Origin of the sequence: Agrobacterium pusense, assembly GCF_900102105.1 — a bacterium.
Classification (GTDB): domain Bacteria; phylum Pseudomonadota; class Alphaproteobacteria; order Rhizobiales; family Rhizobiaceae; genus Agrobacterium; species Agrobacterium pusense.
Window position 1 is genome coordinate 818,902 of record NZ_FNBB01000001.1, and the last position, 24,608, is coordinate 843,509.

20 protein-coding genes are annotated in these 24,608 nt (G+C 59.2%); 12 read left to right on the forward strand and 8 right to left on the reverse strand.

Annotated elements, in window-relative coordinates; genetic code table 11:
- The first annotated feature begins 6 nt into the window (after positions 1-6).
- From fabI to BLU28_RS04170, 3 genes are all read left to right on the forward strand, one after another.
- The gene (gene fabI / locus BLU28_RS04160; protein WP_022555382.1) at positions 7-813 is read left to right on the forward strand and encodes an enoyl-ACP reductase FabI; all 807 of its coding nucleotides are present in this window, start codon (positions 7-9) and stop codon (positions 811-813) included.
- A 186-nt stretch (positions 814-999) separates the two neighbouring features.
- Entirely contained in the window at positions 1,000-1,596 is a 597-nt protein-coding gene (locus BLU28_RS04165) for a TadE/TadG family type IV pilus assembly protein (RefSeq protein WP_004439213.1), read from the forward strand.
- Positions 1,596-2,186, forward strand: a complete 591-nt coding sequence (locus BLU28_RS04170) for a TadE/TadG family type IV pilus assembly protein (protein ID WP_092651198.1) — start codon at positions 1,596-1,598, stop codon at positions 2,184-2,186. Before BLU28_RS04165 ends, BLU28_RS04170 begins: the two co-directional genes overlap by 1 nt.
- Before the next feature lie 36 nt (positions 2,187-2,222).
- On the opposite strand, the gene BLU28_RS04175 is transcribed toward BLU28_RS04170, so the two are convergent.
- From BLU28_RS04175 to BLU28_RS04185, 3 genes are all read right to left on the reverse strand, one after another.
- Positions 2,223-3,992, reverse strand: a complete 1,770-nt coding sequence (locus BLU28_RS04175; RefSeq protein WP_077986540.1) for a diflavin oxidoreductase — start codon at positions 3,990-3,992, stop codon at positions 2,223-2,225.
- Entirely contained in the window at positions 3,989-9,493 is a 5,505-nt protein-coding gene (locus BLU28_RS04180) for a glutamate synthase-related protein (protein ID WP_077986539.1), read from the reverse strand. The genes BLU28_RS04175 and BLU28_RS04180 overlap by 4 nt, the downstream gene beginning before the upstream one ends.
- Positions 9,494-9,896: 403 nt before the next feature.
- Positions 9,897-11,225 carry an MFS transporter gene (locus tag BLU28_RS04185; RefSeq protein WP_077986538.1) on the reverse strand — a complete coding sequence of 443 codons (1,329 nt, stop codon included), beginning with the start codon at positions 11,223-11,225 and terminating at the stop codon, positions 9,897-9,899.
- 306 nt (positions 11,226-11,531) lie between these two features.
- Between BLU28_RS04185 and cyoA the strand changes: the two genes are divergently transcribed.
- The 9 genes from cyoA (at position 11,532) to BLU28_RS04230 (ending at position 20,330) form a co-directional block, all read left to right on the forward strand.
- On the forward strand, positions 11,532-12,605 hold the full coding sequence (cyoA, locus tag BLU28_RS04190) for a ubiquinol oxidase subunit II (protein WP_034496355.1): 1,074 nt from the start codon (positions 11,532-11,534) through the stop codon (positions 12,603-12,605).
- A 72-nt stretch (positions 12,606-12,677) separates the two neighbouring features.
- Positions 12,678-14,681, forward strand: a complete 2,004-nt coding sequence (gene cyoB / locus BLU28_RS04195) for a cytochrome o ubiquinol oxidase subunit I (RefSeq protein WP_004439200.1) — start codon at positions 12,678-12,680, stop codon at positions 14,679-14,681.
- A gap of 6 nt (positions 14,682-14,687) precedes the next feature.
- Positions 14,688-15,314 carry a cytochrome o ubiquinol oxidase subunit III gene (gene cyoC, locus BLU28_RS04200; protein ID WP_006699805.1) on the forward strand — a complete coding sequence of 209 codons (627 nt, stop codon included), beginning with the start codon at positions 14,688-14,690 and terminating at the stop codon, positions 15,312-15,314.
- Positions 15,314-15,709 (forward strand): cytochrome o ubiquinol oxidase subunit IV, encoded by a 396-nt coding sequence (cyoD, locus tag BLU28_RS04205; RefSeq protein WP_004439196.1) that lies wholly within the window; start codon positions 15,314-15,316, stop codon positions 15,707-15,709. Before cyoC ends, cyoD begins: the two co-directional genes overlap by 1 nt.
- Positions 15,710-15,882: 173 nt before the next feature.
- A complete protein-coding gene (locus BLU28_RS04210; RefSeq protein ID WP_077986537.1) occupies positions 15,883-16,644 on the forward strand; it encodes an SURF1 family protein in 762 nt (253 codons plus the stop codon).
- A 113-nt stretch (positions 16,645-16,757) separates the two neighbouring features.
- A complete protein-coding gene (locus BLU28_RS04215) occupies positions 16,758-17,978 on the forward strand; it encodes a phosphopentomutase (RefSeq protein ID WP_004439192.1) in 1,221 nt (406 codons plus the stop codon).
- Positions 17,975-18,952, forward strand: coding sequence for an adenosine deaminase (locus tag BLU28_RS04220; RefSeq protein ID WP_077986536.1), 978 nt, complete (start codon positions 17,975-17,977; stop codon positions 18,950-18,952). The genes BLU28_RS04215 and BLU28_RS04220 overlap by 4 nt, the downstream gene beginning before the upstream one ends.
- A gap of 95 nt (positions 18,953-19,047) precedes the next feature.
- The gene (gene upp / locus BLU28_RS04225) at positions 19,048-19,677 is read left to right on the forward strand and encodes a uracil phosphoribosyltransferase (protein ID WP_004439188.1); all 630 of its coding nucleotides are present in this window, start codon (positions 19,048-19,050) and stop codon (positions 19,675-19,677) included.
- A gap of 131 nt (positions 19,678-19,808) precedes the next feature.
- A complete protein-coding gene (locus BLU28_RS04230; RefSeq protein ID WP_004439183.1) occupies positions 19,809-20,330 on the forward strand; it encodes a TIGR02281 family clan AA aspartic protease in 522 nt (173 codons plus the stop codon).
- Here the strand turns inward: BLU28_RS04230 and deoA are convergent.
- Genes deoA through BLU28_RS04255 form a run of 5 tightly spaced genes read right to left on the reverse strand, consistent with a single transcriptional unit; the run spans position 20,323 to position 24,604 of the window.
- On the reverse strand, positions 20,323-21,639 hold the full coding sequence (gene deoA / locus BLU28_RS04235; protein WP_004439181.1) for a thymidine phosphorylase: 1,317 nt from the start codon (positions 21,637-21,639) through the stop codon (positions 20,323-20,325). The two genes, BLU28_RS04230 and deoA, sit on opposite strands and share 8 nt — an antisense overlap.
- Entirely contained in the window at positions 21,636-22,409 is a 774-nt protein-coding gene (gene deoC, locus BLU28_RS04240; RefSeq protein ID WP_035206516.1) for a deoxyribose-phosphate aldolase, read from the reverse strand. Before deoC ends, deoA begins: the two co-directional genes overlap by 4 nt.
- A gap of 2 nt (positions 22,410-22,411) precedes the next feature.
- On the reverse strand, positions 22,412-23,212 hold the full coding sequence (locus tag BLU28_RS04245; RefSeq protein ID WP_006699811.1) for a purine-nucleoside phosphorylase: 801 nt from the start codon (positions 23,210-23,212) through the stop codon (positions 22,412-22,414).
- The gene (locus BLU28_RS04250) at positions 23,212-23,601 is read right to left on the reverse strand and encodes a cytidine deaminase (protein WP_220366944.1); all 390 of its coding nucleotides are present in this window, start codon (positions 23,599-23,601) and stop codon (positions 23,212-23,214) included. The genes BLU28_RS04245 and BLU28_RS04250 overlap by 1 nt, the downstream gene beginning before the upstream one ends.
- A gap of 31 nt (positions 23,602-23,632) precedes the next feature.
- Positions 23,633-24,604 (reverse strand): ABC transporter permease, encoded by a 972-nt coding sequence (locus BLU28_RS04255; protein WP_004439173.1) that lies wholly within the window; start codon positions 24,602-24,604, stop codon positions 23,633-23,635.
- Positions 24,605-24,608 lie beyond the last annotated feature (4 nt).

Genomic DNA, 24,608 nt, shown 5'->3' on the forward strand with positions numbered 1-24,608 from the left:
TTGCCCATGAACGGCATCATGCAGGGTAAACGCGGCCTCATCATGGGCGTCGCTAACAATCACTCCATCGCCTGGGGTATCTCCAAGGCACTTGCGGCACAGGGCGCGGAACTGGCCTTCACCTATCAGGGTGAAGCGCTCGGCAAGCGTGTCAAACCGCTCGCTGCGGAACTTGGCTCCGACTTCATCGTGCCTTGCGATGTCGAAGATATCGCTTCTGTGGACGCGCTGTTTCAGACGATTCGCGAAAAATGGGGCGCGCTGGATTTTGTCGTGCATGCCATCGGCTTCTCCGACAAGAACGAGCTGAAGGGCCTTTACGCGGATACGACGCGCGAGAATTTCAGCCGCACCATGGTCATTTCCTGTTTCTCCTTCACGGAAATCGCCAAGCGCGCCGCCGAGCTGATGACGAATGGCGGCTCCATGCTGACACTGACTTATAACGGTTCGCAGCGCGTCATTCCGAACTATAACGTCATGGGCGTTGCCAAGGCGGCGCTTGAGGCTTCCGTGCGTTATCTCGCTGCCGATTTCGGCCCGCGGGACATTCGCGTCAACGCCATCTCGGCCGGTCCGGTCCGCACGCTTGCGGGTGCCGGCATCTCCGACGCGCGCGCCATTTACGCATGGAACCAGAAGAACGCGCCGCTGAGACGGACGGCGGATATCGACGATATCGGCGGGTCTGCGCTCTACCTTCTGTCCAACCTCTCGCGCGGCGTGACGGGTGAGTGCCATTACGTAGACTGCGGCTATAATATCACCTCGACACCCACGCTCGAGGTTCTGTCCAAAGCGGACGCGGAATAATCACCGTCCCTCGTTTATTAAAGCCCGGCACCGTGCCGGGCTTTTTTCATTTGGCGTCTGTGTCATTTTCATAAATCACTAAAGTATAAATCACCGAGGTAACTGATTTTAAACATCGGTTGATTATGGTCCGCAACAATTCAACGGTTGCGCTTGCCGCATATGCTTAGAGATCGACACTGCCTCATGCGACTGGCCAAACTGAAGCCATTGCTGGAAAAATTCGGAGTTTCGCGCGACGGGACCGCAGCCATCGAATTCGCGATCCTCGCCATCCCTTATTTCCTGGTTGTTTTCGCAATCATCGAAACCTTCATCGCCATGATCGCGGAGCAGGTGGTCGTCAATGCCACCGAAAGCATGGCCCGGCGGCTGAGGACGGGGCAGATCAGCAGTTCGATTTCGAAAGAAGATTTCCGAAAGAACTTCTGCAACGAAGTCTCGGTGATAATCACCTGCTCGGCGGATGAGATCAAAACGGAACAGAAGCTCTATATCGATCTTCGCTCCTTCACCACCTTCAAGGATATCCCCACCGCCATACCTTTGAAGGCCTTCGGAGAATATTACGATCTTGATACGGCGCAATTCGGCTTCAAGCCGGGTGGGCCGGAAACGATCAACATGCTGCGTGTCTATTATCGCTGGCGGGTGACGGCCGATATCATTCGCCCCTATCTTACAAAAATTCGCCCGGCCGATGGATCGATGCCTTCTCACTTCCTGATCGTCGCGACCGACGCTTTCATGAATGAAAAATACACGACAAGCGGGGGCTCCTAATGGCAGGTCTGATTGCCGCCGTGACGCACGGCAGGCTGCGTTTCATTGCGCTTGCTTCACGCTTCGCAAGAGATCGCCGCGGTGTTGGCGCGGTGGAATTCGCGATCATTTTCCCGATATTGCTCGCACTTTATGTGACGTCCTTCGAACTCACCATCGGCTACAATACCTACAAGCGGGCAAGCAGCGCCGCCGCGACTATCAACGACCTGATTTCGAAAACGGGTTCTGTAGACAAGACCTATCTTGCAGGCATGGGGGATGTAGCATCCGCAGTCTTCGCGCCCTATAGCACGAAGGGTCTCCGGCTGAAGATCAGCGGTATCAAGATCGATGCTCAGAAACAGGCGAAAATCACCTGGTCCTGGGATGAGAAGAACCAGCGGCCCTATGCGGTCGGCTCTGCGGTGGTGGTGCCGACCCGCCTGCTGATTGCTGACAGCTTCCTCATCCATGTCGAACTTTCTGTCCCGCATGAACTGTTGATGTTCATGACCGACATCTCCTCCTCGGGCGTCAAGTCGATCACCATCGGCCGCGATTATTTCTTCAAGCAGCGCGATGCGGAGACAGTCTGCAGCAATTGCTGAATGCACCGTTGCATCCGGATCCCCTCGCGCTGACGACTAGTAGACATCGCGAAGATAGCGCTTTTCGCGCTTCAGCTGGCTGACATATTCGCTTGCTGCTTCCGCAGAGAGGCCGGCCTCGTCAATGATGATCCGGTGCAGGGCATCGTCTACGTCCTTCGCCATGCGGGTCGCGTCACCGCAGACGTAAAAATAGCCCCCCTCTTCGAGCCACTGATGAAGCGCCTTGCCATTCTGCCGCATGCGCGTCTGCACGTAGATCTTTTCCGCCTGATCGCGCGAAAAGGCGAGATCGAGACGCGTCAGCACGCCCGCACGGCTCATTTCACCCAGCTCACTCTCGTAAATGAAGTCCGACTGCCGGTGCTGGTCACCAAAAAACAGCCAGTTCCGGCCGGTGGCGCCCCGCGCCAGCCGTTCCTGCAGGAAGGCCCGGAACGGCGCTATTCCCGTGCCCGGACCCACCATGATAACCGGCGCATCGTCGTTCTGCGGCACACGGAACGCCTTGTTGGGCGAAACGAAAACCCCGGCAGTCGCCCCTGCCTCCACCCGATCTGCCAGATAGGTGGAGCACACGCCGCCGCGCTCGCGGTCGTGAGCGCGATAACGCACGCTGGCGATCGTCAGATGCACGCTGTTTCCCGCGGCAAGGGGGCTGGAGGAGATGGAGTAAGCCCGATGCTGCAGCGGTTTCAGGAAAGTCACGAATTCAGCAAGATCGAAAAGACGCCTGCCGCCAAGATTGAGCAGGTCGAGAATATCCTTGCTCCAGAGAAAGGCGGCCAGCTGCTCCCTGTCGCCGTTCGCAAGAACATGCGCCAGTTCGTCATGACCCGCGCGCTTGCCGATTTCGGCGACCAGTTCACGCGAGGGCGTCGAGATTTCGAACATGCGGAGAAATGCGTCTCCCACCGAACGATCCAGCCCGGCCACTTCGCTATCGGCTTCCGCCTCGAAATGGTCGAGCAACGCACCAGCCAGTTTCGGGCAGTTGACGGGAACGACACCAAGGGCATCACCCGCCTCATAGCTGAGGCCGCTTTCCCCGAGATCGAATTCGTAATGCCTGATTTCCTTCGATGAAGCCGGACCGGAAAGACGGTGATTGACGCTTAGCCGCGCCAGATAGGGATTCTTCCGGTTCCATTCCTGTGTCACCCGCCTGGGGAGTTGGGCCGGACGAGGCATCACGACAGTCGCCGCCTGGTCGCCATCGAGCGCAAGTGCAATGGGCAGGGTCTCATCGATCCAGGCGGCGGCAGCGTCCTCGAAGTCGATATCGCAATCAATCCGCGTTTTCATACGTTTGCCGCCGAGCTGCTCAAAGCGCGTATCGATGAGTTTGCCGGCCTGGCAAAATCCGTCATACCCCGTATCACCCAGCGCCAGCACGGCGAAATTCATCGCCTCCAGTCGTGGCGCACCATCAGCGGCAAGCGCTTCCCAGAATAGCTGCGCATTATCGGGCATTTCACCCTCGCCATAGGTCGAGGTCACGACAATGACCCGTTTCATCGAACCGAGGCGTTCCATGGACACGTCGTCAAGCGCCATCACCGCCGGCTGCATACCCTGCGTGCGGGCGGCGGCGGCGATATCCATCGCCAGCGCCTCGGCATTGCCGGTCTGTGTGCCGAAGAGGATGTTCAGCACGCTCGCCGCCGTCTCGGGAGCGGCAGCGGCGACAGATGCCTCCAGGCCAATGGCCGCGCGGGAGTGGAGCCCGGCTAAAAAACCTGCAAGCCAGGCGCGCTGGTCGCCGTTAAAGGGCGCGTCTTCGGGAATGTAGGGTATCTTCATCATGCTGCCCTGTTCTGGCTGGATGCGGCGGTTAGGTCAGGAATGGCGCGGGCCGCGAAAAGCTCTTCGAAGCCCGGCAGACGACCGATCTTCTCGATGTTTTTGCGGCTCTGCTGAATGATCCAGCCATAGGTGCCTGGACTGTCCACCGACCAGATGTTGCGGCGCGCCAGTGCCTGCTTGTAGTCATCAAGTCGCTTGGCGGCGATCATCACCGCAAGCTGTCCGTCGCTATGGTCGGAAAGAGCCTCGCGCGCATATTTCAGCAGACGCTGCATCAGGGCATAATCTTCCGTAAGAATGAGATTGCGCACCGCTTTTTCGATGGCGGCGTCGGAAGGACCCGATGCCATCGGCAATCGCTGCAAGGCGATGGCCTGCGCCATGCTCAACACAGTGTAATTGTTGATCAGTGCGTACATGTCTTCCGTATCCGTTTGGCCATAGGCCGGCACGGTGCCGTTCAATACGGACTTGCGATCTCGATAGGCCAGCTTGAACTTCCGCAGCTGATGGGCAGCAAGTGCGGAAGCCAGTTCCTCCAGCAATTCCTTGCGCGGCTTGGCCTTGAGAATTTCGTCACTGTCCTGATAAAGCAGCAGCGCGCGTGGCATGCCGTAAACGAAATTGTGCTGTTCGCTCTCCCAGTTTTCCAGCAGCCATGCGGCCTTCGCTGAGCCAGTCTCCACCGCGTGCCAGTTCAGAAGCTGGTGAACGGCGTGACGATGGATCGCCGCCTGCTCGTCCTCGCCGATGATGGAGCCAAGCAGGATCGAATCGTGGCTGACTTTCTTCGGCAGGTCGCCATAGGGGTCGTATTGATAGACGAAACCGCCACTCATGCCGTTGCCGAAGCCCTTGCCAAAACTGCCGAGGTTAAGCACCGCACCGTTGGTCATGTATTCGCAGGCAAAATCCCCCACGCCCTCCACAACGGCGGTCGCGCCGGAGTTGCGCACCGCAAAACGGTCGCCTGCCTGCCCTTCCACAAAGGTGCGGCCGCCGGTTGCGCCGAACAGTGCGAAATTACCGACCAGCACATTCCCGCCCGCCTCCTGCGAACCGCCGCCGGGAGAACGCACGACGATGGTGCCACCGCAGGCGCTTTTGCCGACGCCGTCATTGCAGGTACCGGTATGGACCATGATCATGCCGTCGTTGCAGAAAGCGCCAAAGGATTGTCCAGCCGAACCCGATGTATCGATGCGCACGGAACCCGCTTCCAGAAATCGACGGCCACGGCTGTCCCGCCTGACGGCCGGCAGGGCATCCGCCTCTTCGTCGGAAAGCTCATGGTTCAGCATACGTTCGATATCGACGGCGAGCTGGCCGCCGACGCTCTTGTTGCAATTGTTAAGGAAACGGTTGCCGCCAAGCTCGATGCTCTCGCGCCCGCCGTCGACCAGTGCCGAGCGCACGAGTTCGATGAAAGCATCGTCCAGCGCGAAGTCCTTTTCCATATAGACCGGGCTGTCGATCTTCACTTCCTCGACCACGGTTAGCATTTCCCGGAGGTCAAGCTGGCCAACGCTTGCGGGATGATCGAGTAGGTGAAGAAGATCTGAGCGGCCCCGCGCTTCCCGCAGCGAACGCAGCCCAAGTGCGGCCAGGATCTCGCGCGTTTCATGGGCGATGTTCATGAGATATTGCGCCAGCGCCCGCGGGTCGCCGTTAAACGCCTCCTGATTGGTGGTGAGACCGGCCGGGCATTTGATGTTGCAGTTCTTCGCCATGACGCATTTCAGCATCATCAGCGCCGTGGTGCCGAATTCGAAACTATCCCCGCCGAGAAGAGCCGATTTTACGACATCGCTCGCCGTCTGGTGCGCGCCGGAGCAGCGCAACAGCACCTTGGCGCGCAAGCCGGTGGCGCAAAGCGCCTGATGCACCTCGGCAACGCCGATTTCTGCGGCGCGACCAGTATATTTGAGGCTGGTGACGGCCGCCGCCCCCGTGCCGCCGGTATTGCCGGCGACGTTGATGACATCCGCTCCCGCCTTGGCGACACCGACCGCGATCGTGCCGATGCCTTCTGACGAGACCAGCTTGACAATGACCCGCACGCGGGCTGCCTTGGCATCGTGGATGAGTTGGGCCAGATCCTCGATGGAATAGGTATCATGATGCGGCGGCGGCGAGACAAGCTCGACGCCCGGCGTACCGCCACGCGCGGCGGCGATTTCCACCGTGACCTTTGGAGACGGCAATTGTCCGCCTTCGCCAGGCTTTGCGCCCTGGCCGATCTTGATCTCGATCTCTTCCAGCATCGGATCGGCAAGATAACCGGCCCAGACACCGAAGCGGCCCGATGCGAACTGCTTGATGCGCGAGGCGCGAATGGTGCCGTATCGCGATATATGCTCGCCGCCCTCACCGGAATTTGACATGCCGCCAACCATGTTGGTGCCATGCGCCACAGCCTCATGAGCGGCCGCGACAAGCGCGCCATGGCTCATTGCACCAGAGGCGAGGGTCATGGTGATCTCGCTGGCTTTTTGCACGGCATTGAGCGAAATGTTCGCCGGCGCGGTGCGAACAAGCGAGAGGTAATCGGAAGCCTCGCCCCTCGCTTGAACCAGAAGAGCGCCCCCTTCAAGCCAATGTCCAACTATGTCCTCGCCGAAGCGATCGATCAGCGATTGGCCAAGTGCTGCGAGCCTGGCAAGCTCATGGCCGTGCGGGCCGGTCAATTGCAGCCGGAAGGCGCCTTCCTCTGCGCCTTCGCAGAGCAAGCCCCGTACCATGAAGCTGTTATTGCCCTTGCGGGAAAACCGACCCATTTCACGGCGAAACTCTTCCGCCGAACCGGCGAACGTCACATCCGCCGGCAATTCCAGGACATCGCGCAGGGCGGCGGGGCGACGTGCTCTTTCTTCCGCCATCATACGGGCAAATGCGCGGTAGCCGGTCGTCACCTCGAAGGCATCGATCGCCTCCGGGGTCAACCGGTCAAAACTGGTGTGATAATAGGCCGCGTCGTCGAGACCGAAGGCATCTTCCAAGCGGTTGAGCGGCAGGAGACGTAACGCCTCTTCGTTTTCGGTTCCCTTGTCGAAGCCGATCTTTTCCTCCGTCATATCCACGAAACCGCGGACGGCCGTCGTGCCATAGGAATGGCCGGCCCCTTCGGCACGCTCCTTGAAAAGACCGAGCAGCGGAATGTCGCTTTCTCCCTTTACAGACAGCGCCTTGCGGTGCCAGTCCGCCACGGCCTGGGCGATGACGGCGAAGCTCACGCCGCCGACCGGCGTTTTCACATTCGGGAAATAACGCTTCAGCACGTCATCTTCCGTATCGAGGAAGTTCGGCTCGAAGAACTCGCCCCCGATATAGCTTTCCGCCGTACACAGGCCCACCTTGCCCATGGTCTTCATCAGCGACTTTTCCGCCGCCTTGGCGAAGCGCTTGAAGGCCTTGTCGGCTTCGCTGCCGAATTTCTCCTCGGCGCGGAACTGCACGGCGAGCGGATAGACCGCCGAAGCGCCAAAGCCGAGACCGGCTGCAATGTGATGGGAGGAGGAGAATTGTCCACTTTCGACGATCAGCGACACACGCAGCCTGAGGCCTTCCTCGATCAGCCGCTGATTGATGGCGGAAACGACCATGATCATCGGCAAAGCGGCACGACGTGCGGAAACATGCCGGTCAGTGATCACGGCAATGCCACCTTCGCCAGCGGCAAAAGCGGCGACCTCGGCGCACAGTCCGTCTATCGCCTCTCTCAATGCCGCTTCATTGGCCTCCCCTGTATCGAAGACGGGCGCATAGAGCATTTCGAAACGGCGCATCGGCGTCTCGGTCTGCTCGCGGATGCGCAGCATGTCCAGGTGGCTAAGGATTGGCGAGCGCACGACGATCTGGCGGGCCTTCTTAGCGCCGCTGTTCGGCTTGGCACCCAGGGCCACCCGTAGCGTCATGCCATCAGCTTCGCGAATACTGTCTAGCGGCGGATTGGTGACCTGCGCGAAACGCTGCGAAAAATACTTGGCGACCCCACCTTCCTGATCGGAAAGCGCGTTGATGGCATTGCCGTATCCCATCGCCGAAATTTTTTCGGAACCGGAAGCCAGCATCGGGTCCATCAGGAATTTGAAACTTTCCTGATTGTGCGAATAGGCGACGTAACGCTGGTGACGTTTGAGATCACCATTATAACGCAGCGGTGAGCCCTGCTTTTCCGCTGGCACTTCCGGCAGATCCTCCAACATGACACGGGCTTCGCGCAGCAGGGATGAATAGTCGCGGCGCGCGGCGAGAAGCTCCAGCGCCTCGACGGTGGAAAAGGCGCGGCGCGCGGCGTGGTCGTAATAAAGCATGCCGCCCGCCTCGATGCGGCCGCGCCGGATAACGCTCTCCGCCGGAAAGGCGATCTGCCCGGCCTCCGACATGACGCAGAGATATTCGTCCGTCTCGACGGTGCGTAGCGGGCGCAGGCCAAGCCGATCGAGGCGCGCGCCAACGATAGTGCCGTCGCCGAAGATCAGCGCGGCCGGACCGTCATTTTTCTCCTCATAGAGAGAGAAATATTCCAGCATCGCCCTCACGTCCGGCGACAGGGTGTCGTCGTTTTCCCAGGCTGGCGGCATCATCGAGACCACAGCGGTAACGAGGTCAAGACCGTCCTCCATAACCCGCGCCTGCAAGGTCTGGTCCAGACGGCAGCTATCGGACTGGCCTTTCGGCCTGACGATGCTGGCATTCTTCGCCAGGGCGACTGCCGCTTCCGACAGGCGGTTCTTCTTGTCGGTGTTGAGTTCGCCATTATGCGCCATCAGGCGGAAAGGCTGCGCCATGGATGGGTGCGGATCGGTATTGGTGGAGAACCGCGTGTGGAAATACATCGTATGCACTTCATGGCGCGGATCCGTCAGGTCGCAGAAATAGGGCATCACCTCATGGGAGTTCAGGCGGCCCTTCAGGACCTGCGTGCGGGCGCTGAGCGAGAGCGGATAAAAGCCGGCGAGATCAGGCACGGTATAAGCAAGCGCCTCAATGGCAATCAGTGCCTTGTGGATACGCCAGTCGAATTCGGCCGGAGTTGCGCATTCGGCCGGAGCAGAGAAAACCCATTGGCGGATCGGCAACTGGTAAGGGATGGCGGCAGCACGGATGGCCGCGTCATTTACCGGTACATCACGGACGGTGAGGACCGAAAATCCCTGCTCCTGCAGCGCGCTGCCGATAATGCCAACCGCCTCATCATGGAACGCGGAGTTCTGCGGCAGGAAAAAATTGCCGACGCCGAACTGGCCGGTCTGCAAACCGTGTTCGCCAGTCAGTTTCCGAAAGAAGGAGAGCGACAAATCCAGCGACACCCCGGCACCATCGCCGACACCTTCTGCCGACATGCCACCGCGATGCGGGACCGCGCAGAGCGCCTCGTGGCCGCGCTTCAACACATCGTGAGTCTGCACGCCGTCCTTGCGGGTGATGAAACCAACGCCACAGCTGCTTTTTTCAAAAGCGGCATCGTAAAGGCCGAATTTTTGCTCCGTCACGCTCAAGGCTCTCTCCTCTCATTGCGCAATTCGCGCGGCATCGCCTTTTTCCCGAATCCGGCGCGTCAGCCGGCGCTCTGCGGGCGGAGCCGCAGGCGACCTGGCTGCTCCTCTTCTTCTGCTATCGGCGTTTGATGGCGAGAACGGTCGTTTTGCGGCCGTCAAACGGCTGGGCGGCAATCGCCGCATTTTCGCAAATAATGATCGTGTTCGTTCGCATCGCGTTCCCTGATGGTCGATTTTCAAGCGCAAAAATACGCCGAATTACGTCAGTATTGCTTACGTAATATTTCATGATTAGGAAAGTCAAGATTAAAATCGATCCGGCGCAATAAAAAAACAAAAACGCCGCGAAATCCGAAAGGATTCCGCGGCGTGACTGCTTCAGGAGTTTTTTAAATTGCCGAGATCACTCAGACGGCATTTCGAGCGTGCGGCTAAACCAGAGGGCAATAAGCGTACACAGGGCGCCCGACATGAGGTAGATGCCGACCGCGAAAAGACCGAATTTGGACGAAAACCCGAGCGCCACGAGCGGCGCGAAGCCGGCACCGATCAGCCAGGAAATGTCCGAGGTCAAAGATGCGCCGGTGTAGCGGTACTCGCGGCTGAAGCGGGAGGCGAGAGCGCCACCCGCCTGACCGAAGGACAGGCCTAGCAGCGAGAAGCCGATCAGCACAAAAAGATAACGGCCGATATCACCGGAACTGAGGAGAACGGGGGCCACAAGGCTGAAGAGACCAATCAGGACCGCCGCGATGGCGAGAAGTTTCCGCCGCCCTATGCGATCCGCCAGAATACCAGAAACGACAATCATGCCGCCGGCAATGATGGCGCTGACGAACTGCACGAAGAGGAAGTCCGACACGCGCTGGCTGGTGTTGAGAGAAACCCAGCTCAGCGGGAAGACGGTGACGAGATGGAAGAGCGCAAAGCTCGCCAGCGGCACGAATGCGCCGGTGACAACCACCGGGAACTGCGACCGCAGCATTCTGAACATGGGACGCGGCTCCAGTTCATGCTGTTCCAGCATGGCCTGGAATTCCGGCGTCACGATCATGCGAAGGCGGGCAAAGAGCGCAAGCACGTTCAGCGCCAGCGCCACGAAGAAGGGGAAACGCCAACCCCAGGCCAAAAACTCTGCACTGGAAAGCTGCGTGACGAAAACGATGAAGAAGGCGCTGGCGAGGCCAAAACCCATGGCCGCCCCGATTTGCGGCATCATGGCGTACCAGCCGCGCTGCCTCGGCGGAGCGTTCATGGCGAGCAGCGAGACAAGGCCATCCCAGGCGCCGCCGAGGCCAAGGCCCTGGCCGATACGAAAAACCGCCAGCAGGCAGGGGGCCAGCATGCCAGCCTCGGCATAGGATGGAAGGAAGCTGATCGCCATGGTGGAACCGCAGAGCGTGAAGAGCGCGGCCATCAGCTTGACGGCGCGGCCAAACCTGCGGTCGATCTGGAGGAAGATCAGAGAACCGATCGGCCTTGCGATAAAAGCGAGAGAGAAGACAGCGAAGGAATAAAGCGTGGCCGTCAGCGGATCCACGTAAGAGAAGAAGACATGCGGAAAAACGAGCGCGGAGGCGATGGCGTAAATGAAAAAATCAAAAAACTCCGTCATTCTCGCAAGAATGACTGCAATCGTAATGCGATCCGGATCGACCTTTACGGGGCCGGCACCGTGTCCGTTCGCCTCTGGCGCCTGCCCAAAAGATGAAGCAGCATTCGTATAACTCATAATATTCCTCCTGCGTCATGGACGAACCATTTCATGTAACGCGCAGGCTCCTCTTCCGTTGCGTTACGATGCGACGGATTGTCACACGCACCCTACGTAACGTCAATTGAAGTTTGAGAAGAAAGGCTTGCCCCACGGGCTTCCTATGCGATAATGCACGCGCTCCGCCTGTAAACGCAGCTTTGACCGCCACATGGTGCATCGCAAAGATTTCGCTGCACCGCGACAATATACCTCATTTGAAAAATGATGTTCGGCAATTATTCGCGGCATAATCCAAACTGTACGAGTTCAAAGAACGTGCGCATGATCAAAAAACTCCCATCCGCCCTTCTGGCAATTCCGGCAATGCTGCTGCTTAGCGGCTGTAACCTTGTTGTCATGAATCCCTCGGGCGACGTCGCCATCCAGCAGCGCGATCTTATCATCACGTCCACGGTCTTGATGCTGCTGATCATCGTTCCCGTCATTGCCCTGACGCTGTTCTTCGCATGGAAGTACCGCGAGTCGGCCAAGGCCGAGGATTACGATCCCGAGTGGCACCATTCCACGCGCCTTGAGATGGTGATCTGGTCGGCACCCGTCGCGATCATTCTGATGCTCGGTACCGTGACTTGGATTTCCACCCACCGACTCGACCCTTATCGGCCGCTGGAGCGCATCGACGAGAACCGTCAGGTCACCGCCGATATCAAGCCGATCACCGTCGAAGTTGTGGCCATGGACTGGAAGTGGCTGTTCTTCTACCCTGAACTCGGCATTGGCAGCGTCAATGAATTCGCCGCTCCGGTCGATGTTCCGATCAATTTCAAGATCACCGGCACGACGGCGATGAACTCCTTCTTCGTTCCAGCACTGGCCGGCCAGATTTATGCCATGGGCGGCATGCAGACCAAGCTGCATGCCGTGATCAACAAGGAAGGCGTCTATGACGGCTTCTCGGCCAACTTCTCCGGCCCCGGCTTCTCGCATATGCGCTTCAAATTCCACGGCCTCAGCCAGCAGGGCTTCGACCAGTGGGTGGCCAAGGCAAAGGAAGGCGGCAAGGGCTTCGGGCGCCAGGAATATCTCGAATTCGCCAAGCCTTCGGAGCGCGAGCCGGTGCAATATTTCGCTTCGGTCGATCCGGAACTCTACAGCGCCATCCTCAACCGTTGTGTGGAGCCCAACAAGCTCTGCATGCGTGACATGATGCATATCGACGCCAATGGCGGCGGCGGCAAGGAAGGCATCGACATCGCCAAGGCGCTTAACTCCGTCGTCTGCACCCCGCTTGCGCCTTATGGCGTCGCCAGCGGTCCACAATCCACTCCGGCTGCTATCGAAGGCCAGACTTTCGAACCTGCGGCGCTGCCGGAAACCAAACAAGTCGCTGGCTGACGATACGTCCCGGCATTCTGCGGCGCGGCCTGTCCGCGCCGAATTTACGTCTTTGAATCGCAAGAGGCTAAAATGGTCGTCAACTCCGATCAAACGTCGTTCCTGTTCGGACGGCTAACCTGGGAGTCAATCCCGCTTCACGAGCCCATTCTTGTCGCCACCTTCGCGGCCGTGGCTCTGGGCGGCATCGCCGTCGTCGGCGCCATCACCTATTTCAGGCTGTGGGGCTACCTCTGGAATGAATGGTTCACGAGCATCGATCACAAGAAGATCGGTATCATGTACATCATTCTGGCGCTTATCATGCTTCTGCGCGGTTTTGCCGACGCCATCATGATGCGCGTGCAGCAGGCCATCGCCTCCGGCGGATCGGAGGGATATCTTCCGCCGCATCACTACGACCAGATATTCACCGCCCACGGCGTCATCATGATCTTCTTCATGGCCATGCCGATGATCACCGGTCTCATGAACTTCGTCGTGCCGCTGCAGATCGGCGCCCGCGACGTTTCATTCCCGTTCCTCAACAATTTCTCCTTCTGGATGACCACGGCTGGCGCCGTCATCACCATGATCTCGCTGTTCATCGGTGAATATGCGCAGACGGGCTGGCTTGCCTATCCGCCGCTTTCCGGCATCGACGGAAGCCCGGGAGTGGGGGTCGACTATTATATATGGGGTTTGCAGATCGCGGGTGTCGGAACGACGCTGTCAGGCATCAACCTGATCGTGACCATCATCAAGATGCGCGCGCCGGGCATGACCATGATGCGTATGCCGATCTTCGTCTGGACGTCGCTGTGTTCGAACATCCTGATCGTGGCATCCTTCCCGATCCTGACCGCAACGCTCGCGCTTCTGACCCTTGACCGCTACGCTGGTACGAATTTCTTCACCAACGACCTCGGCGGCAATCCGATGATGTATGTCAACCTCATCTGGATCTGGGGCCATCCGGAAGTTTATATTCTGGTACTGCCGGCTTTCGGTATCTTCTCCGAAATCGTCGCCACCTTCTCGGGCAAGCGCCTCTTCGGTTACGCGTCGATGGTCTACGCCACTGCCGTCATCACCATCCTGTCCTATATCGTCTGGCTGCACCACTTCTTCACCATGGGTTCGGGCGCAAACGTCAATGCCTTCTTCGGCATCACGACGATGATCATCTCGATTCCGACGGGTGCGAAGATCTTCAACTGGCTCTTCACCATGTATAAGGGCCGCATCAAGTTCGACGTGCCGATGCTGTGGACGATCGGCTTCATGATCACCTTCGTCATCGGCGGCATGACCGGCGTCCTTCTCGCCGTACCGCCAGCGGACTTCGTGCTGCATAACTCGCTGTTCCTGATCGCCCACTTCCACAACACGATCATCGGCGGCGTGGTGTTCGGCGTTCTCGCCGGCATCGTCTACTGGTTCCCGAAGGCCTTCGGCTATCGTCTCGATCCGTTCTGGGGCAAGCTGTCCTTCTGGTTCTGGTTCACCGGCTTCTATTTTGCCTTCATGCCGCTCTATATTCTCGGCCTGATGGGCATTACCCGCCGCCTCAGCCAGTTCGAAGACAACTCTCTTCAGATCTGGTTCCTGATTGCCGCCTTCGGCGCCTTCCTGATCGCGCTCGGCATCGCCTCCTTCGTCATCCAGCTCATCGTCAGCTTCCTGAAGCGCGACAAGCTGCGTGACGTCACCGGCGACCCCTATAATGGCCGCACGCTGGAATGGTCGACGTCTTCGCCGCCGCCGCAGTATAATTTCGCCTTCACGCCCGTCATTCACGATGTTGACGCCTGGACGGACATGAAGAAGCGCGGTTACAGCCGCCCGCTGGAAGGCTTCATCCCAATCCACATGCCGAAGAATACCGGCTCGGGCGTCATCATCAGCGCCATCAGCGTGGTGCTGGGCTTTGCCCTGGTGTGGCACATCTGGTGGCTGGCAGTTCTGTCGTTCATCGGCATCGTCGCGGTCTCGATCGCCCATACCTTCAACTACAATCGCGAATACTACATTCCAGCCTCCGACGTCTCCACGGTTGAGGCGGAGCGTACCAAGCTGCTCGCGAAACAGGCGTAACGAAACATGGCTCATACACCTGCACAAAGCGTCGACGGCGCTGAACCACCGGTCTTTTACCTGAAGGAAGACCATCATCCGGAGAACGGCACTTCGATCGGCTTCTGGCTCTACCTGATGAGCGACTGCCTGATTTTCGCCGTGCTCTTCGCCACCTACGCCGTCCTCGGCCGCAGCTATGCGGCCGGACCTTCGGGCGCGGATCTGTTCGATCTCAAGCTCGTCGCCATCAACACCGGCTTCCTGCTTTTCTCCTCCATCACCTATGGCTTCGCCATGCTGGAAATGGAAAAGCAGAAGGTAAAGACGACCCTGGTCTGGCTCGGAATCACCGGTCTCTTCGGCCTCGCCTTCCTTGCCGTCGAACTTTACGAGTTCCATCACCTGATCGAAGAAGGAGCCGGTCCGCACCGTTCGGCTTTCCTGTCGTCGTTCTTCGCGCTGGTCGGCACCCACGGTTTGCACGTCACCTTCGGCATCATCTGGCTCGTCACGCTGATGGTGCAGGTCGCCAAGCATGGCCTGATCGCGGCGAACAAGCGTCGCCTGATGTGCCTGTCGATGTTCTGGCACTTCCTCGACGTCATCTGGATCGGCGTCTTCTCCTTCGTTTACCTCATGGGAGTTCTTTGATGAGTTCCGAAGCACACGCACATCACGACGCGCATGGCGACGACCATCATCACCATGATGGCGCGAGCCACGGCACGTTCAAAAGCTACATGATCGGCTTCATCCTTTCGGTCATTCTGACGGCGATCCCCTTCTGGCTGGTCATGGGCGACGTCCTTGAAAACAAGACGCTGCTCGTCATCGCCATCATGGGCCTCGGCGTCATCCAGATCTTCGTGCACATGATTTATTTCCTGCACATGGACACCAAGTCGGAAGGCGGCTGGACCTTCATGGCGCTGATCTTCACCGTCGTGGTGCTGCTGATCACGCTCTCCGGTTCGCTGTGGGTCATGTACAACATGAACAAGAACATGATGCCGCTGCACATCGAAGATGTGAAAAACCTGCCTTGATCAGAAATTGCGGCCTGCCGGAAGCCCGGCAGGCCGCCTTCCGCGCCAACACATAACCCCATGAATCGTGGCGCGATTTATGGGGTTATCTGCTGGAAGAAGCGCATTCGGGGCGATGAGGCCCGGTCGGGTGGACGACACCTCCGCCATACACGCTTCTCAAGGACCGTGACATGACCAAAACAACGCCCCCCAAGCGCGGCATTCGCCCCGCAGCCATCGTCGTTCTGTTTCTGACCGTCGCCCTGACAGGGCTGCTGCTGGCTCTTGGAACCTGGCAGGTCAAAAGACTTTCCTGGAAGCTCGACCTGATTGAGCGTGTCGAGGCCCGTGTGCACGCGGAGCCCACCGATGCGCCCGCCGCCGGGGAGTGGCCGGCGCTCGGCGAGCCAACGGAGTACGAATATCGCCGTGTGAGACTTTCGGGCACTTTCCTCAACGAGAAAGAGGTCCAGGTCTATACCGTTACCGATCTCGGCCCGGGTTACTGGATCATGACACCGCTGAGACGAGATGATGGCACGAGCATCATCGTCAATCGCGGCTTTGTCCCGTCCGACAGGCGAGATCCGTCATCGCGACAGGAAGGTCAGCCGACAGGCCGCGCGGAGGTCATCGGGCTGATGCGTGCCCCCGAAACAGGCGGGCTTTTCCTCCGCACCAATGACCCCGCAAATGGACGCTGGTACTCCCGCAATATTCCGCAGATATCGCAGGCCTCCGGCCTTTCGGGCGTCGCGCCGTTTTATGTCGATGCCGATGCGGCACCCAATCCCGGCGGTCTGCCGGTCGGCGGCAAGACCATGCTTACCTTCCCCAACAACCATCTCTCCTACGCCATTACCTGGTACATTCTCGCGGCCATGGTCGTCGCGGCGGGCTGGTATGTGCTGCGCAATCTGAACGCCCCGAGGTCAAAGCAGGGCAAGGATTGAGCGGCCGGTTTTACCGAATGGTTCACAAAACCCCTTCCTTCTTCACGTTTTGCTGATCTATAACGACAGTTCGGCCTGACATGCCCGTCGGCGCAGCTTCGTTTCGGTGAGTTATGGCAAGAGCATTTCTTCTCGTTCTGGATTCCTTCGGCGTCGGCGGTGCGCCCGATGCGGAGCACTATGGCGATCTTGGAGCGAATACGCTCGGTCACATCGCGGAATTCTGCGCTGCCGGTGCAGCTGACAGAACGGGACTACGGTCCGGACCGCTGAAGCTGCCTAACATGTGTTCGCTCGGCCTGCTGGAGATCGCAAGGCAGGCAAGTGGTGACATTCCCGCCGGCATGGAGGCGCCGGAACGCATTTTTGGCCTGCATGGCTGCGCCAGCGAAGTTTCGAAGGGCAAGGACACTCCGTCCGGTCACTGGGAGATCGCGGGGACGCCGGTGACGTTCGACTGGGGATATTTTCCGACGGAGGGCGATGCGTTTTCGCCGGAACTGGTGAAAGCGATCTGCGAGGAGGCGGATCTTCCGGGCATTCTCGGCAATTGCCATGCTTCCGGCACCGAGATCATCGCGCGGTTCGGCGAAGAACATATCCGGAGCGGCAAGCCGATCTGTTACACATCTTCGGATTCCGTGTTCCAGATTGCCGCGCACGAAACGCATTTTGGCCTGGGGCGGCTCATCGCGCTCTGCGAGACGGTACGCAAGCTGCTCGATCCGCTGAACATAGGCCGCGTCATCGCGCGTCCCTTCATCGGCGAAACGGTCGCGACCTTCGAACGCACCGGCAACCGCCGTGATTTTTCCGTGCTGCCACCGGAGCCTACTCTGCTCGACCGGCTTGTGGAGGCCGGCCGAAAAGTGCACGCCATCGGCAAGATCGGCGATATCTATGCCCACCAAGGCGTTTCACGCGTCATCAAGGCAAACGGCAACGCCGCCCTGATGGATGCGACGCTGCAGGCTATCGACGAGGCAGAAAACGGCGATCTCGTCTTTACCAATTTCGTCGATTTCGACATGCTTTATGGCCATCGGCGCGACGTTGCCGGTTACGCCGCCGCCCTTGAGGCTTTCGATGCGCGAATCCCCGAAATCCACCGCAAGATGGCGCCTGGCGATATCGCTCTTCTTACCGCCGATCACGGCTGCGACCCCACATGGCGGGGCACGGACCACACACGGGAAAGGGTGCCGATCATGGCATTCGGCCCGGGCATTCGCTCGCGCGATGTCGGCATTCGTTCAAGCTACGCCGATATCGGCGAAAGCATCGCCCACCATCTAGGTATCGAGGCCGGTTCTCACGGCAGGAGCTTCATTTGACATCGCATTTGCTGAAGGCGGAAATTCACTGCCACATCGAAGGTGCGGCCCCGCCCGCCCTCGTCGCGAAACAGGCTGAAAAATACGGAATCGACACCAGCAGCTTTCTGCGGAACGGCCAATATTTATGGTCGGATTTCGCCGAATTCATCCGTTGTTATGATGCGGTGGCGCAAGTGTTCAAGACGGATGAGGATTATGCCGTTCTCACCGAAGCCTATCTGACCGAACTCGCGGAAGCCAATACGATCTATAGCGAACTGATCATTTCGCCCGACCATGGCGACCGCATCGGGCTTGGCGCCGACGCTTATCTGGCCGGCATTGCCGAAGGCATCCGGATTGCAAGGGACAAGACGGGTATCGAAACCCGCATCATCATCACCGGCGAACGGCACTTCGGTCCGGAGCGGGTGATCGCCGCGGCCGAATATGCGGCGCGCACCCAACATCCGCTGGTGACGGGGTTCAACATGGCGGGCGAGGAGCGTATGGGCCGCGTCGCCGATTATGCGCGCGCCTTCGATATCGCACGCGATGCCGGCCTCGGATTGACCATTCATGCCGGCGAGGTTTGCGGGCCGGAAAGCGTGGCCGATGCACTCGATCTCGTCAAACCATCCCGCATCGGGCATGGCGTGCGGGCAATCGAGAATGCCGGTCTCGTTGCACGGCTCGCCGAAACCGGAACAGTCCTTGAAGTCTGCCCCGGCTCCAATATTGCGCTCAAGGTCTATCCCGACTTCGCCAGCCATCCGCTGAGAGCCCTCAGCGACGCGGGAGTGCGGGTCTGCATCAACTCCGACGACCCGCCATTCTTCTTTACATCACTTGCACGAGAATATGCGCTGGCCGCCGACGAGTTCGGCTTCAGCGATGGCGAGATAAACAGCATGACCCGCACCGCACTGGAATGTGCCTTCGTTGACGAGGCAACGCGCGGAAGGCTGCTTAAAAAACTCGACGGCGCCTGATGCAGCTGTTGGCAGGGTAAAACCACGAAGAAGGCTTGCGAAAAGCCGACTTTCGGTCAATTACAGGGGCACAAGAAAAAAGGAAGGCCAGTTTCATGGACGGCGTCACAGTCATCGAACATCCGCTGGTGCGGCACAAACTCACCATCATGCGCAAGAAGGAAACCTCCACAGCCGGCTTCCGCCGCCTGCTCAGGGAGATTTCGACGCTGCTCTGCTATGAAGTGACGCGCGATCTTGAAATGACGATGGAAACCATCGATACGCCGCTCGAGACCATTCAGGCACCGGTGCTGGAAGGCAAGAAGCTGGTTTTCGCCTCCATCCTGCGCGCAGGCAACGGCCTTCTGGAAGGCATGCTCGAACTGGTGCCTTCGGCGCGCGTTGCCCATGTCGGCGTCTATCGCGACCACGATACGCTCGAGGCCGTCGAATATTATTTCAAAGCTCCGGAAAGCCTCGATGCCCGTCTGGTCATCGTTGTCGACCCCATGCTGGCGACCGGCAACTCCTCCATCGCCGCCGTGGAAAAGCTGAAGGAGCGTGGTGCGAAGAACATCCGCTTCCTGTGTCTTTTGGCAGCCCCCGAAGGCATCAAGAATTTCCGTGAGGCACATCCCGATGTGCCGATCTACACCGCCGCGATCGACAGGCATTTGAACGAGAAGGGTTACATTGTCCCCGGCCTCGGTGATGCCGGCGACCGCATGTACGGCACCAAGTAACCATTCATCATCGCTTAACCTTTTACGCCATTCGCCGCCCGATCAGCGGCGGATGGCTTTTTCTTTTAAGATTTCGGCATGTTTTGCGTCTATTCTTGCCAGGGGTAACCGGCCCTCGGAGGAGTGAAGACTTGCTGGCGCGCGCGATTTTTCTGCTTGTTGGCCTTTCCATCGGCGCCACGCAAATACCCGTTCTGATGGACAAATTTCAGCCGCGCCCGGAAAGCAGCGTAGCAAAAACCGAAATTGTGGCCGAAGCAGCCAAACCCCAGCCTGTTTCGTTGGGCGGAGTCAATCTGAAAGCTGACGCCCGCGGCCACTTCAACGCCACCTTTCGTATCAACGGCAAATCATTCGACGGACTTATCGACACCGGTGCTTCAACGGTTGCCATCAATGAGACGATTGCACGTCGGCTCGGATACGGCGTCAACAGTCTGGATTTCAAATACGCGATCTCAACCGCCAACGGTCAGACCATGGCCGCCTATGTGAAGCTCGACCGGGTGGAGATAGGCACGATCCGCGTGCAGAATGTCGACGCCATGGTGCTGAAGGACAATGCACTGAGCAACATGCTGGTCGGCATGAGCTTCCTGAAGCAATTATCGTCGTTCAAGGTTTCTGGCGGCGAAATGCGGCTGGTCAGGTGATCCGCTCGAGAACGGGTGCAGCGACTTCCGGCGCGTCGTCGCTGATTCCATAGCAGGCCGTTATCGCTTTAATGGCGTAGGCTGCGTCTTCTCCGGACGCTGCATGGACAATGGCAATCGGTTCTCCCTTTTCCACCTTCATCCCAAGCGGCAGGATATTCGAAATACCAACGGCGGGATTGATCCTGTCCGAGGGTTTTCGTCTGCCGCCGCCAAGTCCGACGACGGCGATGCCGAGTTCGCGCGTTGCGCAGGATGTCAGCCAGCCGCTGCTTACGGCCTGGACCGGAAGAGTGACTGGCGCGGACGGCAGATAAAGGAAAGGATTTTCAACGAAATCCGTTGGCCCGCCCAATGCCGAAATCATTCGCGCGAAAATTTCCATTGCCCGGCCGGAGGAGAGGGCGGCCGACGCCAGTGCTGCGCCTTCTTCCAGTGTGGCCGTTTTTTGAGCCTGCACGAGCATTTCCGCCGCGAAAGACAGAACCACGTTTTCCAGACGGCTGCCAGCCTTGCGACCAGCCAGAAAATCGAGACAATTGACGATTTCAACGGCATTGCCGGCAGCATCGCCAAGCGGCTGGTTCATATCTGTTATCAGCGCCGTTGTCGGCAAACCTGCGCCAACAGCCACATCGACCAGCGCGCGGGCGAGCGTCCGTGCATCGTCAATGCTTTGCATGAAGGCGCCGTTGCCGACCTTGACATCAAGCACAAGCGTCTGCAGCCCGGCCGCCAGCTTCTTCGACAGGATGGAAGCCGTAATTAGCGGTATGGAATCGACCGTCGCGGTCACATCGCGAATGGCATAGAGGCGTCTGTCAGCGGGGGCGAGGTCACCCGTCTGACCGATGATGGCACAGCCGACCGTCTTCACCGCCCGGCGAAACAGAACCTCGTCCGGCATGACATTGTAACCGGGAATCGCTTCCAGCTTGTCCAGCGTGCCGCCGGTATGCCCAAGGCCCCTGCCGGAAATCATCGGCACAGCGAGACCACAGGCGGCTACGATCGGGGCGAGCATCAGAGAGACATTGTCTCCAACGCCACCGGTCGAGTGCTTGTCGGCAACCGGCCTGCCGATATCACTCCAGGACAGGACATCACCGCTGTCACGCATGGCAAGTGTCAATGCCACCATCTCATCCCGGTTCATGCCACGGAAAAACACCGCCATGGCAAAAGCCGCCGCCTGCCCTTCCGAGATGCCGTCTTTCGACAGCGCTTCGATGAATGCGGCGATCTCCTGCGGCGAGAGCGCCAGGCCATCGCGTTTGCGGCGGATGGTTTCCTGCGGGATCAAGCTCAATACCCGCTGGCGGTCCTGGCGGGCTCTCCGCCGGCCAGAACGTTCAGCACGTCGTCAAGGAGACCTGAAGCGCCGAAACGGAACGTCGAAGGCATGGCCCAGTTCGGCGCCATGATGGTTTCCGCCAGCCGCAGGTAAAGTGTCGCGTCCTCCACGGTACCGATCCCGCCGGCCGGCTTGAAGCCCACCTTCTGTTTGCTGTCGCGGATCGCCTGCAACATGATGTCAGCCGCCTCCAGCGTGGCGTTGACGGCAACCTTGCCTGTCGAGGTCTTGATGAAATCGGCGCCTTCGGCAATGGCAATTTCGGAAGCCCGACGGATCAGGGCCTTGTCCTTCAGCTCGCCGGTTTCGAGAATGACCTTGAGCAGCACGGGTGTAGCGCAGGCCTTGCGAACGGCGGCCACCATGTCGGAAACCGCGGTTTCATCGCCCGCGATGAATTTGCGATAGGGAATGACAAGATCGATTTCATCCGCACCGTCGCGGATCGCCACCTCGGTTTCCGCGACCACGGTTGCGACATCAAGATCACCCGACGGAAAATTGACGACCGTTGCAATGCGGATCGTGTGGTCCTTTCCGAAGGCGGCGCGCGCCTGCGCCACGAAACGCGGCCAGATGCAGATGGCGGCCGTATTGCCAAACTCCGTATGCGCCCGCTGGCAGAGCGCGGCGATCTGCTGTGGCGTGCAGTCTTCCTTGAGGTTGGTGAGGTCCAGCAAGGACAAAGTGAGGGCAGCCGCTTCGCGCGGACGCTGGAGTTCCATGGTCACGCTCCTCCTGCGATCATTTCCTTCAGAATGGCGGCAAGCCTTTTGCCACCCACGGGAGCCATGTCCTTGGTTTCTTCATGGCTCAGTTCCGCGCCGGTCATGCCGGCACCGTAATTGGTAATAACCGATGCGGCAGCGACGCGCATCCCGAAAAAGCGCGCAAGGATGACTTCCGGCACGGTAGACATGCCCACGGCATCCGCCCCCAGCAGCCGCGCCATGCGGATTTCCGCCGGTGTCTCGAAGCTGGGGCCAGAGAACCACATATAGACACCGCCGAACAATGGCACCGTCGCACGGATGGCGGCATTGCGCATGGCAAGCATAAGATCAGGATCATAAGCCGTCGTCATGCCGACGAAGCGGCGGTCGCTTTCTTCGCCGATCAGCGGGTTCATGCCGGAATAATTGATGTGATCGGTGATCTGCATGACGGAGCCGGGTGGCATATCCTGCCTGACCGAGCCCGCCGAATTGGTGAGGATGAGCGACTGCACCCCCAGGCCGGCGAGCGCTTCGATGACCGGGCGCATCGCTGCGGGATCACCCTTTTCGTAGAAATGGACCCGACCCGACAGCATCATGACGGGCTCACCGCCGAGATAACCAGCCACCAGTTCGCCCGCATGGCCGGAAACGCCGCCAGCGGGAAAGCCAGGCAGCTCGGCGTAAGGAATACGGATCGGCTCGCTCACCTCTTCCACCAGCGATCCCAGGCCGGAGCCAAGCACGATGGCGACGCGCGGCATGAGGCCGTTCAGGCGGTCCACCAGAATGTCGATCAAACCGTCGGTCATCAGGGCAGCTCGGTCTTGAAGACGGAGGGTAGCAGCTCTTCCATGGTCATGACCTTCTGGACGCCGGTTTCATCACAAAGATAGATCTTTGTCTCCGGCGTGGCGAACTCGGCGATCTTCTGGCGGCAGCCGCCACAAGGAGAGCAGAGCGGCAGCTTCTCGGCGATAACGGCGACTTCATTGATCTTTTTCGCCCCGCCCATGATCATGGCGCTGATGGCTGATGGTTCTGCGCACCAGCCCTGCGGGAAGGAGATGTTCTCGATATTGGCGCCCTTGTAGATCTTGCCGTCTTCGGCGCGGATTGCCGCACCGACCGGAAATTTTGAATAGGGGGCATAGGCGAAGGCCATGGCCTCTACTGCCGCCTCAAACAAGGAATGGGCCAGCGGATCGTATTTCGGGTCGGAGGACATGGGGTTAACGCTCCTTCGCATAAGCAACACCACCGGCCTTCGGGGGCTTGGCAACGCCGATGAAACCCGCAAGCAGGATGCAGGTCAGAATATAGGGCATGGCCTGGAATATCTGCACCGGCACTTCGCCGATGCCAGGCACGGATTTACCCTGCATGAAGTTCGCGACAGCATCCAGAAAACCGAACAGAAGGCAGGCGAACATGACCGGCACCGGCTTCCATTTCGCAAATATCAACGCCGCTAGCGCGATGTAGCCCTTGCCCGCCGACATGTTGGCGATGAAGGCAGCGGATTGAGCCACAGCAAGATAGGCGCCCGAAAAACCGCAGAGAAAACCGGCGACAATGACAGCGCGGAAGCGCATCCATGTCACCGAGATACCAGCCGTATCGACAGCGCCTGGATTTTCACCGACCGCGCGCAGGCGCAGGCCGAAACGCGTTCGGTAAAGCACCCACCAGGACAGCGGCACCGCCAGGAAGGCAAGATAGGTGAGGATGTTGTTGCCGGAAATGACGTTTGCATAGAGCGGGCCGATGAAGGGAACCTCGCGCATGGCATCAGCACCGGGCAGGATGATCGGGGCAAAACGCCCCTCGCCCGGAAGCTGCGGTGTGCGTCCGCCCTGGCCGAACCAGGCCTGTCCCAGCACCACGGTCAGGCCGGCGGCAATGAAGTTCAACGCCACGCCCGACACGATCTGGTTGCCGCGATTGGTGATGACAGCAAAGCCGTGGATCAGCGAGAACAGGATCGAGACGGCAATACCGGCCAAGAGGCCGGCCCAGGGATTCGCCGTGATATAGGCAACGCAGGCGGAAGCGAAGGCCGCTGCCAGCATCTTGCCCTCAAGGCCGATATCGAACACGCCGGCCCGCTCGGAAAAGAGCCCGGCCAGTGCGGTAAAGAGAAGCGGAATGGTGAGACGAACGGTCGAGCCCAGAATGCTGACCAGCATATCGAAGAAATCCATATCA